Annotated in this window: 11 protein-coding genes and 1 tRNA gene; 7 read left to right on the top strand and 5 right to left on the bottom strand. The window is 31.9% G+C overall.

Annotated features, from left to right (window positions below; all coding sequences use genetic code 11):
* Positions 1 to 176: 176 nt before the first annotated feature.
* From OS188_RS01365 to OS188_RS01355, 3 genes are all read right to left on the bottom strand, one after another.
* A tRNA-Cys gene (locus OS188_RS01365) sits at positions 177 to 247 on the bottom strand.
* Positions 248 to 352: 105 nt separating this feature from the next.
* A complete protein-coding gene (gene folB / locus OS188_RS01360; RefSeq protein WP_267147011.1) occupies positions 353 to 715 on the bottom strand; it encodes a dihydroneopterin aldolase in 363 nt (120 codons plus the stop codon).
* Positions 716 to 781: 66 nt separating this feature from the next.
* Positions 782 to 991, bottom strand: coding sequence for a zinc ribbon domain-containing protein (locus tag OS188_RS01355; RefSeq protein ID WP_267147010.1), 210 nt, complete (start codon positions 989 to 991; stop codon positions 782 to 784).
* Between the two features lie 100 nt (positions 992 to 1,091).
* Here OS188_RS01355 and OS188_RS01350 point away from each other — a divergent pair, with 100 nt between their 5' ends.
* Both OS188_RS01350 and OS188_RS01345 read left to right on the top strand, forming a co-directional pair.
* Positions 1,092 to 3,095, top strand: a complete 2,004-nt coding sequence (locus tag OS188_RS01350; protein WP_267147009.1) for a glutamine--tRNA ligase/YqeY domain fusion protein — start codon at positions 1,092 to 1,094, stop codon at positions 3,093 to 3,095.
* A 219-nt stretch (positions 3,096 to 3,314) separates the two neighbouring features.
* Positions 3,315 to 3,512, top strand: coding sequence for a hypothetical protein (locus OS188_RS01345; RefSeq protein ID WP_267147008.1), 198 nt, complete (start codon positions 3,315 to 3,317; stop codon positions 3,510 to 3,512).
* A 68-nt stretch (positions 3,513 to 3,580) separates the two neighbouring features.
* On the opposite strand, the gene OS188_RS01340 is transcribed toward OS188_RS01345, so the two are convergent.
* Positions 3,581 to 4,498: an SPFH domain-containing protein gene (locus OS188_RS01340; RefSeq protein WP_267147007.1), complete on the bottom strand. Its 918-nt coding sequence runs from the start codon at positions 4,496 to 4,498 to the stop codon at positions 3,581 to 3,583.
* A 78-nt stretch (positions 4,499 to 4,576) separates the two neighbouring features.
* Between OS188_RS01340 and OS188_RS01335 the strand changes: the two genes are divergently transcribed.
* Complete coding sequence (locus tag OS188_RS01335; RefSeq protein WP_267147006.1) at positions 4,577 to 5,260, top strand: hypothetical protein; 684 nt, start codon at positions 4,577 to 4,579, stop codon at positions 5,258 to 5,260.
* Between the two features lie 131 nt (positions 5,261 to 5,391).
* On the opposite strand, the gene gltX is transcribed toward OS188_RS01335, so the two are convergent.
* Complete coding sequence (gene gltX, locus OS188_RS01330; protein ID WP_267147005.1) at positions 5,392 to 6,909, bottom strand: glutamate--tRNA ligase; 1,518 nt, start codon at positions 6,907 to 6,909, stop codon at positions 5,392 to 5,394.
* A 187-nt stretch (positions 6,910 to 7,096) separates the two neighbouring features.
* On the opposite strand from gltX, the gene OS188_RS01325 reads away from it, so the two are divergent.
* The 4 genes from OS188_RS01325 (at position 7,097) to OS188_RS01310 (ending at position 13,897) form a co-directional block, all read left to right on the top strand.
* Positions 7,097 to 10,537, top strand: a complete 3,441-nt coding sequence (locus OS188_RS01325) for a coiled-coil domain-containing protein (RefSeq protein WP_267147004.1) — start codon at positions 7,097 to 7,099, stop codon at positions 10,535 to 10,537.
* On the top strand, positions 10,530 to 10,949 hold the full coding sequence (gene ybeY, locus OS188_RS01320) for an rRNA maturation RNase YbeY (protein ID WP_267147003.1): 420 nt from the start codon (positions 10,530 to 10,532) through the stop codon (positions 10,947 to 10,949). Before OS188_RS01325 ends, ybeY begins: the two co-directional genes overlap by 8 nt.
* Before the next feature lie 123 nt (positions 10,950 to 11,072).
* Positions 11,073 to 12,944, top strand: coding sequence for a tRNA uridine-5-carboxymethylaminomethyl(34) synthesis enzyme MnmG (mnmG, locus tag OS188_RS01315; protein WP_267147002.1), 1,872 nt, complete (start codon positions 11,073 to 11,075; stop codon positions 12,942 to 12,944).
* Positions 12,945 to 13,021: 77 nt separating this feature from the next.
* A complete protein-coding gene (locus tag OS188_RS01310; protein WP_267147001.1) occupies positions 13,022 to 13,897 on the top strand; it encodes a class I SAM-dependent methyltransferase in 876 nt (291 codons plus the stop codon).
* Positions 13,898 to 14,095: the final 198 nt, after the last annotated feature.

Genomic DNA, 14,095 nt, shown 5'->3' with positions numbered 1-14,095 from the left:
CTGTAGTTATCTTATTCTATATTGTCCAAAATTTAAAATAAAAAAACCTTTAATTATTAAGTTTAGGCTTTCAGAGAAGTTTCAGATTATACTTTTGAACCACTGTAGTTATCTTACTCTAAATTTTTTTAAAATTTAAGACAAAAAAAGAGTTACCAAATGGTAACTCTTCTTTGAGGTGTCGAGCGGATTCGAACCGCTGTAGATGGTGTTGCAGACCACTGCCTAGCCACTCGGCCACGACACCCTATAAATCCTATATTTTAACTTCCTAAAAACAAAGTTTAAACGGAGGGTTTATTTTTGATGACTGCAAATGTAAAAAATTTTAAGCTCATTCGCTATTTAGAAGCTACTTTTTACGCTTTTTGGTCATTTTTATGGTAACCATTTCAACATCACCACCAATAGGAGGATTTAATTTACTCACGCCAATAGTTGCTTTTTTTACTAAATTGTCTTCTTTAAAAATTCTGTTTAAAATTCGTTTAGCTACTGTTTCCAATAGTTTAGACGGTTTTTGCATCTCTTCTCTAACAATTCTATTTAAAAAAACATAATCTACCGTATCGCTTAATGCATCTGTTTTAGCCGACTTTTTTAAACTAGCTGTTACTTCTAAATCTACTCTATAATCGCATCCAATGGTTGTTTCTTCCTTTAAACATCCATGATGTGCAAAAACTCTTATATTTTCAACTTTTATTATTCCCATAGGACAAAAATACTATTCAGATTGGCACTTTTACAACATTTTTAAATTTAATTATTAGCTAAATAATTAATTTGTGAAGAAATCAAAAATATTACCAATTGCACTTGTTTTAGATTTATAAAATTCGGTATACGTACATTTTGTGCAAGTTACAGAGGTGAATTTTTTATTTTGAATATTAAAAAGCTTAGTAAATAGTCCACCCGTGGCTTGCATTTGATCTACTTGATAGGTACGATTATGGCATTTTGGACATTCATAATTTCTATGTTGCATAGTATAAGTTTTTATTATAGGTACGAAAAACGGTTGAGATGTTACAATTAGTGTAAAATTACTTAATTTTGCGCTTCATGTTTTGAATAAAGAATATCTTATGTCTGAAGAATCAAAATCTCTCAATTTTATTGAGCATATTATAGAAGAAGATCTGGCTAATGGCTTAAAAAAGGAAGCTTTACGGTTTCGTTTTCCACCAGAGCCAAATGGTTATTTACATATTGGTCATACTAAAGCCATTGGAATTAGTTTTGGTTTAGGCGAAAAATACAAGGCACCAGTAAACCTTCGTTTTGACGATACAAATCCGGCGAAAGAAGAACAGGAATATGTGGATGCTATAAAAGAAGATATTTCTTGGTTAGGTTATAAATGGGCCAACGAATTATATTCGTCAGATTACTTTCAGCAGTTATACGATTGGGCGGTTGCTCTTATAAAAGAAGGAAAAGCTTATGTGGATTCACAATCTAGTGAAATTATGGCCCAGCAAAAAGGTACTCCAACTCAACCAGGAGTGGATGGACCGTATAGAAATAGAAGTATAGAAGAGAATTTAGATTTATTTCAACGTATGAAAGACGGAGAATTTAATGAAGGTTCTCATGTACTTCGTGCAAAAATAGACATGCAACATCCTAATATGTTAATGCGCGACCCATTGATGTATCGTATTCTAAAAAAATCGCATCACAGAACGGGAACGGATTGGTGTATTTATCCCATGTACGATTGGACACATGGAGAAAGTGATTATATAGAACAGATTTCACATTCATTATGCTCGCTTGAATTTAAGCCTCATAGAGAGCTTTACAACTGGTTTAAAGAACAAGTATATAAATACCAGCCAGAAGAGCTGCCAATGCTTCCAAAACAGCGTGAATTTGCGCGTTTAAACTTAAGTTATACCATAATGAGTAAACGTAAGTTGCTTAAATTGGTGGAAGAGAAAATTGTATCGGGGTGGGATGATCCAAGAATGCCTACTATTTCAGGACTTCGCAGACGTGGTTACACGCCAAATTCTATTAGAAAATTTGTAGAAACTGTGGGAGTTGCAAAACGTGATAACGTAATTGATGTTGCTTTATTAGAGTTTTGCATTCGCGAGGATTTAAATAAAACAGCACCAAGAGTCATGGCTGTTTTAGATCCTGTTAAGGTGGTTATTACTAATTATCCGGAAGGAAAAGTAGAATGGCTGGAAGCCGAAAATAATCAGGAAGATGATAGCGCCGGATATAGAAAGGTGCCATTTTCTCGCGAGATTTATATTGAAAAAGACGATTTTAAAGAACAAGCAAATAGTAAATATTTCAGATTAACTTTAGGAAAAGAAGTTCGTTTAAAAAATGCTTATATCATAAAAGGTGAAAGTGTTGTAAAAGATGAAAAGGGAAATATAATAGAAATTCACTGTACTTATACTGAAGATACAAGCATAAAAGTAAAAGGAACTCTGCATTGGGTTTCTATTCCACATGCTATAAAAGCTGAAGTTAGAGAATACGATAGATTGTTTTTAGACGAAGCACCAGATGCACATCCAGACAAAGATTTTATGGAGTTTATTAATCCTGAATCTTTAAAAATTGTTGAAGCTTATGTAGAGCCTAGTTTATCAGAAGCAAAAGTAGGAGATAGGTTCCAATTTCAACGTATTGGTTATTTTAATGTAGATAACGATTCTTCTTCAGAGAAGCTTGTTTTCAATAAAACTGTTGGTTTAAAGGATTCTTGGGCAAAACAAAAGCCAAGAGAAAATACAAACCAACAAAAGCCACAACAAAATCAGCCAAAGAGAAAGGCAATTGATATTATTCAGAAATTAGGAAAAAAATACACAAATCTTCCAGAAGCTAAACAGCAAAATGTGAAAGCTGAAATCTTAGAATTAGCACAAAATGTTAGTTATGATGAGCTTGAACCTTTATTTAACACAGCAGTTAAGAAAGTTGGAACTAGAATTGCTGCCATGTTAATTTTAAACGTTTTAATTGAAAATGGACAAGAAAGAAACTCAGAAATTAATGATTTTATTGAGAAAGCCTTAAACGATAATAATGAGCTTTTAGTGGCTGAAGCAAAGGCTATTTAAGTACAATAAAATAGTGTAATTACTAGACCTCGAATCATCTAATTCGGGGTCTTTTTTTATGTAATATTTTGATGTTATCTGCCTAATTATAGGTTTCCAGACTTTGAAATTCCTTTAATTATATTTAACTATAAATCAAATTGTTAAGATTAACTTATCTATTTTGAAAGTGACTTTATTTTTAGTATCTTTTAGATTATTAAATGATTAGAAGTTAATATGAAAACAGTGAAAGAGTTACTTACAGAAATATCAAGTTTATTACTTTATATTAAGAAGGAATATCCAATTAGTTACAAACACTTGGACGAACATCCCATAACTATTCCCAACGTAGAAAATCCAAACATTTCTACAGAAGAATTGGAGAAGTATTTGGCCATTTTAAAAGATTTAATTGCAAAGAAAGAAGCTTAAAAATTAAAACCACCAATTTTTAAAAATTGGTGGCTTTTTTTATGGGTAAACGTATTATTTACGTTGAATTATTCTTCCTTCTTCTTTTTAGAATTCTTCATAGCTTCTCCAATTTGATTACTAGCTGTAAAACTAGCTACCATATCGTTTAACATATTACTTCCTGCTTGTGGCGAGTTTGGTAGCAATATTAAGTTGGTATTAGTTTCTCCGCCTATAGCTTGTAAAGTGTCGTAATGTTGTGTTACAACAATTAGGGCAGACGCTTCTTGACTATTAATACCTACACGATTTAAAACATCTACAGATTCTTCTAAACCTCTGGCAATTTCCCGACGTTGATCTGCAATACCTTGACCCTGTAAACGCTTACTTTCTGCTTCGGCTTTTGCTTTTTCAACAATTAAGATTCTTGCGGCATCTCCTTCAAACTGAGCTGCAATTTTTTCACGTTCGGAAGCATTAATACGATTCATAGCTTGCTTTACTTGAGCATCTGGGTCTATATCTGTTACTAAGGTTTTAATAATATCAAACCCATAATCGGACATAGCATCGTTTAATTCTGCTTTTACAGCTAAAGCAATATCGTCTTTTTTAACAAAGACATCATCCAATTTCATTTTTGGAACTTCTGCTCGAACCACATCAAAAACATAACTGGTTATTTGTTCGTGAGGATAATCTAATTTATAAAAGGCATCATATACTTTTTCTTTTATTACCATGTATTGAACAGAAACTTTTAGCCTTACAAATACATCGTCTAATGTTTTTGTTTCAATAATAACATCTAATTGCTGAATTTTTAAACTCAATCTTCCAGCAATTCTATCGACTAAAGGAATTTTTAATTGAAGTCCAGAATGACGGATACTTTGAAATTTACCAAAACGCTCAACAATAACTGCTGTTTGTTGTTTTACAATAAAAAACAAAGAGATAAATATAAATAAACCAACGATTATAAAGGGAATGTATAACATAATTAGGATTTTTTTTAGTTTGTAAAATAGTTCACTACGAATTTAAGTTATATTTGTAACAATCACACTAGATGGCTTATGCAAAAAAAACAACTTATAGTATTAGTAGCATTATGTATTGGTTTTGTTACAATGTCTTATGGACAAATGAATAGATATCAGATAAAAAATGGATTTGGTATTTATGGAGGTATCACACAATACGATATTTTAACTGATAATTTTATAACTAAAAAAGGAAATGGATGGCAGGCAGGAGCCTCGGCTACTGTTGATATTCCACATAAATGGTATAATGTAAGTTACATCATTCAATTGTCTGAAAATAATGTAGGTATCGCTGCTAAACCACTTTTAGTGAGTCCGATGGATGAATTTGTAGATTATAAAATATTTACCGCCCAAATTGCATTATTATTACATGTAAAAATAATTCAGAGCTTTTTAACTGTTGATGTTGGTCCTATGATTCAATACAATAGTGATATGGAAATTAAGGATAAAGCTTACGAAAATTATATTGTAAATTCTTATACAAATTTAATGGCGAAGGACTTAAGAGACATTTCTAATTTTAACGTGGACGGAGCAATTGGAGCTTCAGCGGGGTTTGGTTTTTTTAAACTAAAAGCCCAATATATTTATGGGTTTACAAATATGCTTGCAAAGTTAAATGATAGTAATTTGGACTTAACAGGAAACGATAAAAAAATAAAAGGAAACCAATCTATGCTTGCACTAACTGCAATGATTACATTTTAAAAAGCTTTTATTTATACAGAGTGGAAGGGTTTTAAAATATATTAATTATAAATTCCTGTATGATCAAGGATTAAATTATAAGCTAAAGAAAGCGACCATTTGGTCGCTTTTTTTTATGATAGTGTATTGATTTATGATAGTGTATTGATAAGATTCTCTATACGTCTCACGCTTTCATCTTTCCCAATTAAATACATAATATCAAAAACTTCAGGACCTTGTAAAGCGCCAACCAATGCCAAACGTAATGGCATCATTACTTTTCCAAAACCTATTTCTTTTGATGTTATCCAGCCTTTAATACTTGTTTGAAGGTTTTCAATCGTATAATTTTCAACAGAAGAAATAAGGGTTACTAGTTCTTTCATAAGATCTGGAGAATCTTCTTTCCAAGCTTTTTTTACAGCTTTTTCATCAAGATTTGATGGGGTTTCGAAGAAAAAATGTCCTAAATCCCAAAAATCAGTTACAAAAGTAGCTCGTTCTTTAATTAAGTTAATTACCATTGAAATATAATTTACATCAATGTCTTTTAACTCTTCTGGAAATAACATTTGAAACTGTTTAGCAAGATCATCGTTATTTTGTTCTTGCATATAATGGTGGTTAAACCATTTTATTTTGTCTGGATCAAATCTAGCTCCAGCTTTATTTACACGACTTAAATCGAATGCCTGAACCAATTCTTCTAAACTAAAAATTTCTTGTTCTGTACCAGGATTCCATCCTAAAAAGGCTAAAAAGTTTACAACAGCTTCTGGAAAATATCCATCTTCTCTATAACCACGGGAAATTTCCTCTGTTTTATGATCTTTATATGCTAAAGGGAATACAGGAAATCCTAGTTTATCACCATCACGTTTACTTAATTTTCCTTTTCCGGTTGGTTTTAAGATAAGTGGTAAATGTGCAAATTCAGGAGCATCCCAGCCAAAAGCATCATATAATTGATAGTGTAATGCTAAAGAAGGCAACCATTCTTCTCCACGAATAACATGCGAGATTTCCATTAAATGGTCGTCTACAATATTGGCTAAATGGTAAGTTGGCATGCCATCACTTTTAAACAAAACCTTATCGTCAAGAATATTGGTATCTATAGTTATTTTTCCACGAATAATATCTGTAAGATGAAGAGTTTCATCTTGAGGCGATTTAAAACGAACGACATAGTCTTCGCCTGCATCTAATTTACTTTTAGTTTCTTCGGCAGAAAGCGATAAAGAGTTATCTAATTTTAATCGATTATGCCAATTATAGATAAAGGTTTTCCCTTCTGCTTCGTGATTTTTTCTATGTAAATCTAGAGCTTCAGCTGTATCAAACGCATAGTAGGCATGTCCGGAAGCAATCAATTTATCAGCAAATTCTTTATATAAATGCTTACGCTCACTTTGTCTATAAGGACCAAACTTTTCGTTTTTTCCTGGACCTTCATCAAATGTTATACCACACCAATTTAAGGATTCAACAATATAATTTTCTGCTCCTTCAACAAACCTGTTTTGGTCTGTATCTTCAATTCTAAGAATAAAGGTTCCGTTGTTTTTTTTTGCAAATAGGTAGTTAAAAAGTGCTGTTCTAACACCTCCAATATGTAAAGGTCCTGTTGGACTTGGTGCAAAACGCACTCTTACTTGTTTTGACATGTTGTTTTGTTTGAAGTTGCAAAGATAGAGCAGAGAACAAGAAAGAGCAAAGAAAATAGTATAAAGCAATAAAGAAAGCTTCTTAAACTATTTTTTTAAAATTAACTAAGTTTTACAAATGCTAAGTATATAAGAGTAAAATTATTATTGTAGTTTTAGTGGTTAAGAAAACTGGTACTAAATTTAGATGGCAAAATTCCAAGATATTCAATTAAAACTGGAGCAATTTATTAGGCGTTTTTATACGAATGAATTGCTAAAAGGAGCAATTTTATTCTTTGCTTTAGGATTTTTATACTTTTTGTTTACACTTTTTGTCGAGTATATTTTATGGTTAAACACTTCGGCCAGAACCATATTATTTTGGGCTTTTATTGGAGTAGAGTTGGCCTTGTTTTATAAATTTATTGCTATTCCATTAGCTAAGTTGTTTAAACTTCAAAAAGGAATAGATTTTAAGGAAGCTTCGAAATTAATAGGAAATCATTTTCCTGAAGTTCAAGATAAATTATTAAATGTACTTCAATTAAACGAATCGGGAGATATAAACTCAGCAGATTCTGAACTCTTATTGGCAAGTATCAATCAAAAATCTGCCGAATTACAACCTATTCCTTTCAAGTTGGCTGTTAATTTTAAATCCAATTTAAAATATCTTAAATATGCGGCTATTCCGATTGTTATTTTATTTCTAACCTTTATAACAGGACATATAAACTGGTTTAGCGATAGTTATCAACGTGTGGTTAATTATAAAACTGCCTACGAACCTCCAGCTCCTTTTCAATTTTTTATTTTGAATGAATCTCTAAATACTAATGAGAACACCGACTTTAAATTGAAGGTGTCAACGGCTGGAGATGTGGTTCCAGAAAATGTTAAAATTACATTTAATAAGGAGTCTTATGTTTTGCAACAAGTAAGCTCAGGAAACTTTGAGTATGTTTTTTCTAAGCCAAAATCCGATATCGAATTCCAATTATCAGCCAATACCGTAAAGTCGAAACCTTATGTTTTGAATGTATTTGAAGTGCCAAGTCTGCTCAATTTCGAAATGTTCTTGGATTATCCATCCTATACCAAAAGAACAGATGAGATTCTAAAAAGCACAGGTAATGCCATAGTTCCACAGGGAACAAAAATTACATGGAAACTAGCTACCAAAGCAACCGATCATGTTCATTTAATCTCTAAAGATACCCTTGAATTAAGAAAAACTGATTCGGATAGATTTGAAACCACAAAACAAGTCTCAACGCCTTTAGACTATAGCTTAACAACTAGTAATTCTAAATTAAAAAACTATGAAATCCTGTCTTATAGCATTGATGTTATTACGGACGAGCATCCCGAATTATCAATTAAAATGGCTGTAGATAGCCTAGATCAGCAATCTCTTTATTTTCATGGACAAGCGAGTGACGATTATGGATTGAGTAAACTTCAATTAGTATACTATCCTATTGATAATCAACAGTTAACAAAATTTGAACCCATTCCAATTTCCTCATCTAATGTAGCAGATTTTATTACCGCTTTTCCAAATCAGTTAGATTTAAAAGAAGGTGTGAGTTATAATTTGTTTTTTCAAGTATTTGATAATGACGCTTTAAACAATTATAAAAGTACCAAGAGCACTGTTTATTCTTATAGAAAATTAACGCAGGAGGAAGAAGAGCAAAAACAGTTGGAACAGCAAAATGAAACTATCCAAAACTTAGATAAATCCCTTGAAAAGTTTCAGGAAACAGAAAAGGAATTAGAATCTCTTTCTAAAACTCAAAAAGAAAAGGCCGAATTGAATTTTAACGATAAAAGGCAATTAGAAAATTTCTTAAAGCGACAAAAGCAACAAGAAGAAATGATGCAAAATTTCAATAAGGAGCTCAAAGAAAACTTAGAACAATTTCAACAACAAAATGAAGAGAATGATCAGTTTAAAGAAGATTTAAAGGAGCGATTAAAAGACAACGAAGAACAGCTTAAAAAGGATGAAAAGCTTTTGGAAGAGTTAGAAAAACTCCAGGATAAAATAAATAAAGAAGAACTTTCAGAAAAACTAGAACAACTTGCAAAACAAAATAAAAGCAAGAAAAGAAGCCTGGAACAATTATTGGAATTAACTAAGAAGTATTATGTAACTAAGAAGTTTGAAAGACTTCAAAAAGAATTGGAAGATTTAGCTAAAAAACAGTTGGATCTGTCAAACGAAACTAAAGAAAATAATACCAAAGAAAAGCAAGAAGAACTAAATAAGGAGTTCGAAGATTTTCAAAAGGAAATGGAAAAACTTGAAAAGGAAAACGAAAGTTTAATAGACCCTATGAAAATTCCTAACAATGAAAAGCAAGAGGAAGATATTAAAAAGGATCAAAAGGATGCTTCTGAAGAGTTAGGCAAAAAAGAGAAAAACGAAGAAAATAGTCAAGAAGAGGACGCTGAGCAAAATGAACAAAACGCTACTAAAAAACAAAAACAGGCTGGTGAAAAAATGAAAAATATGAGCCAGAAAATGCAAGCAAGTATGCAAATGATGGGTGGTGGTGGAGAACAGATGCAAGAAGATATTGCTATGTTACGTCAGATTTTAGATAACCTTGTTTTGTTTTCATTCGATCAAGAAGCGTTAATGAATCAGTTTAAAAGTATTGAGGTTAATCATAATAAATATGCTGAGTATTTAAAGAAACAACATACTTTAAAAGAACATTTTTCTCATATAGACGACAGCTTGTTTGCCTTATCTTTAAGACAACCAAAACTTTCTGAATTTGTAAATAGAGAGATTTCTGAAGTGTTTTATAATATAGATAAATCCTTGGAACAATTTTCAGATAATAATATTTTTAAAGGTGCTTCTAATCAACAATATACTATTACTGCCGCCAATAATTTAGCCGACTTTTTGAGTAATATTATGGATTCTATGCAAATGCAATCTAGTGGCCAAGGTTCCGGCGGACAAGGAAAACCTGAGCAAGGGTTACCGGATATTATAATGAGTCAGGAGGAATTGAACAAGCAAATGGAGGATGGTATGAAAAAAAGTCAAGATGGTAAGCCTAAAGAAGACGGTGAGGAAGGAAAAGAAGGTGAAAAAGGGAAGGATGGAGATAAAGGTAAATCCGGGGATAAGGAAGGAAAGGATGGAAAGGATGGTAACTCCGGTAATGATGGCCAACAGCAAGGAGAAGGAGAAGGTTCCATGTCTGATGAAATGCATGGAGAACTATTTAGAATCTATCAACAACAACAAGAAATTAGAAGAGCTTTAGAAGAGAAGCTAGCTAAAGAAGGTATTAACCCGGGAAATAGTAATTTATTAAAACAAATGGAACAAGTTGAAATGGATTTATTGAACAAAGGTTTTACTCAAAGAACTTTGGAGAAGATGATGAATTTACAACATCAATTATTAAAAATGGAGAATGCGACGTTTCAGCAGGGACAAGATACTAAACGAAAAGCTGAGACAAATGCCACAGAATTTGAGAATAATACCAATAATCAAATTCCAAAAGCCAAAGAATATTTTAATACAAACGAAATTTTAAATAGACAAAGTTTACCTTTGCAGCCTATTTACAATAAAAAAGTTAAAGACTATTTTAAGCTCGACAATGATTAGTTATAATTCTGAAAATACCTTCCATTTAGAAAATGAGGCACAAATTTCATCTTGGTTAGAAGAGGTGATTATAAATGAAGACTTCAAATTAGGGGAGATTAATTATATCTTTTGTAACGATGATTATTTGCATAAATTGAATGTTGAATTTCTGCAACATGACACTCTAACTGACATTATTAGTTTTGATTACACAGTAGGAAAATTAATACAAGGTGATATCTATATTTCCACAGAGAGAGTAACAGATAATGCAAAAGATTTTGATGTTTCGTTCTCCGAAGAATTACATCGTGTTATGGTTCATGGCGTATTACATTATTGTGGCTTCAAAGATAAATCTCCAGAAGATGAAAAGTTGATGAGACGGAAGGAGAATCAATATCTGGAATTATTATCTAAGATTCGGTAAATGAACGTATATTTGCAAGTTATTTTAACCCAAGTTGGGGCTTGAAATAATTAGTAGCAATAATGTTCCACGTGGAACAATGTTATTTTAAATCGCATTTTTAATAAGATTAGAAAAAACTTTATGTTTAATTCAGTATATGATGTTATAGTAGTTGGTGGTGGTCATGCAGGTAGCGAAGCTGCTGCTGCTGCCGCAAATATGGGAAGCAAAACATTGCTTATTACCATGAATCTACAAAACATTGCACAAATGTCTTGTAATCCTGCTATGGGAGGAATTGCAAAAGGGCAAATAGTAAGAGAAATAGATGCGCTTGGAGGGTATAGTGGTATTGTTAGTGATACCTCTGCTATACAATTTAAGATGTTGAACAAATCTAAAGGACCTGCTATGTGGAGTCCAAGAGTTCAAAGTGATAGAATGCGCTTTGCTGAGGATTGGAGATTGATGTTGGAGAATACCGAGAATTTAGATTTTTATCAGGAAATGGTATCTGGCCTCTTAGTAAAAAGCAATAAGGTTATTGGTGTAAAAACTTCACTTGGATTGGAAATTAAATCAAAGTCTGTTATATTAACTAATGGAACTTTTTTAAACGGACTAATCCATATAGGAGATAAGAATTTTGGCGGTGGAAGATCTGGAGAAAAAGCTGCTACTGGTATAACCGAACAATTGGTTAGTTTAGGTTTTGAATCTGGTAGAATGAAAACCGGAACACCTCCTAGAGTGGATGGAAGATCTTTAGATTTTTCCAAAATGATTGAACAGCCTGGAGACGAAAAACCAGAGAAGTTTTCATATCTGGATGTTACCAAACCACTAGTTAAGCAGCGATCTTGTTTTATGAGTTATACAAGCCCGGAAGTTCATGATTTACTTCGTGAAGGTTTTGAAAGATCTCCAATGTTTAATGGTAGAATTAAAAGTTTAGGGCCTAGATATTGTCCATCTATTGAAGATAAAATAAATCGTTTTGCAGATAAAGATAGACATCAATTGTTTATTGAACCGGAAGGATGGAATACGGTGGAAATGTATATTAATGGGTTTTCAACTTCTTTGCCAGAAGATGTTCAATTTAAAGCTTTGAGTTCGGTAGTTGGGTTTGAAAAAGTTAAATTTTTCCGTCCGGGATATGCAATAGAATACGATTATTTTCCACCTACTCAATTGCAGCATACCTTAGAAACAAAACTTGTAGAAGGTTTGTATTTTGCTGGACAGATTAATGGAACTACGGGATATGAAGAAGCGGCATCTCAAGGATTAATGGCTGGTATAAATGCATCTTTAAAAGTTAATGAAAAAGATCCTTTTACCTTAAGTAGAAGTGAGGCTTATATTGGTGTTTTAATCGACGATTTGATTACAAAAGGTACAGAAGAGCCCTATAGAATGTTTACTTCCCGTGCTGAATATAGAACTTTATTGCGTCAGGATAATGCAGATTTTAGATTAACCCCTAAATCTTTTGAGCTAGGTTTAGCTTCAGAAAAACGTATGAGACGGATGGAGGAGAAACAAGAAAAGGCTGAAGCATTTGTAAAATTCTTTGCTGATACTAGCGTAAAGCATGAAGAGATTAATCCTATTTTAGAAGCTAATAACTCTTCTTTAATGACACAATCTGATAAGATGTTTAAGATTTTTGCGCGTCCTAATATCTCTATAGAAGATATGCGAAAAGTGAAATCTGTAGAAGATTATATTCAAACTCATAATTTGGATAATGAAGTTATCGAGCAAGCTGAAATTCAAATTAAATATTCCGGTTATATTGAAAAGGAAAAGAACAATGCGGATAAACTTCATAGACTAGAAAATATAAAAATTCCTAAAAACTTCGATTATTCAAAATTAAAGTCTATGAGTATGGAGGCTAGAGAGAAACTGAATAAAATCCAGCCAGTAACTATTTCTCAAGCATCGAGAATTAGTGGTGTTTCTCCAAGTGATGTTTCCGTACTTTTAGTGTATATGGGAAGATAATTTGTTAAAAGTTTCTCAGGTGTTCCACGTGGAACAATTATGCAATTTATTATTTTAAGTAGGGAAGAATTCGTTTTATGAAGAGTAAAAAGGTGTATTTAAAAGTTAAAGATTTTTCTGTTTCTGGAGAGGAGTTTCAATTAATTGAAAATAATGTGTTCGGCTTTCTAGAGACTTTTCCACAACCAAACGAAGAGCAACTTCCAGAATACTATAAAACGGAAGATTATATATCTCATACCGATTCGAAAAGAAATCTATTTGAAAAAGTATATCATCTTGTTCGAGCTATTTCTTTAAAACGAAAATTAAAATTGATTAATTCGTTCAGGCTAGAGAATAAACCTGAAGCAAATTTTACTAATAAAAAGTTATTGGACATAGGTTGCGGAACAGGTGATTTTTTAGAAACAGCTAAAAACGATAGTTGGAATATTTTTGGGATTGAGCCAAATAAACAAGCTAGAGATATTGCCAATAAAAAAACGAAGAATGCTGTTTTTAATGTAGAACAACTTTTAGAATTCGAGAAAAATAGTTTTGATGTTATAACATTGTGGCATGTGCTGGAGCATTTACCAAATTTAGAAAAGCAGATTTCTAATTTACAAGAATTATTAAAACCAGAGGGTACTTTAGTAATTGCTGTTCCAAATTATAAAAGTTATGATGCCTTATATTATAAAAAGTTTTGGGCCGCTTTTGATGTGCCAAGACATCTTTGGCATTTCTCTCAAGAATCAATTTCAAACTTGATTTCTAAAAAAGATATGAAAGTTGTAAAAACGCTACCTATGATTTTCGATTCTTATTATGTTAGTATGCTTTCAGAGAAATATAAAAATGGTTGGCTAAATATTTTTAACGCTGTTAGAGTGGGGTGGCTCTCAAATAACAAAGCTAAACGCTCAGGTGAGTATTCTTCACTAATTTATGTTATAAAAAATCGCTAATTCTTTATTTTAAGCCTTTATTCAAGAGATTTCATCTTAAAACAGCCAAGACATACTAATTTTTCTAAAACACTCGGAAAACGCAGCTATTAAAGTCATTTGTAATCAATATATTCTATTAAACAGCGATTAGACGATAGATAAATTTTATACACCATATTGTTTACTATTTTTTAACAGTTTCTCTTTTACTTTTTT

This window comes from Xanthomarina sp. F1114 (assembly GCF_026410255.1).
GTDB lineage: Bacteria > Bacteroidota > Bacteroidia > Flavobacteriales > Flavobacteriaceae > Xanthomarina.
Note: the sequence above shows the minus strand (reverse complement) of the source record. Positions and strands in the feature narration are given on the sequence as shown.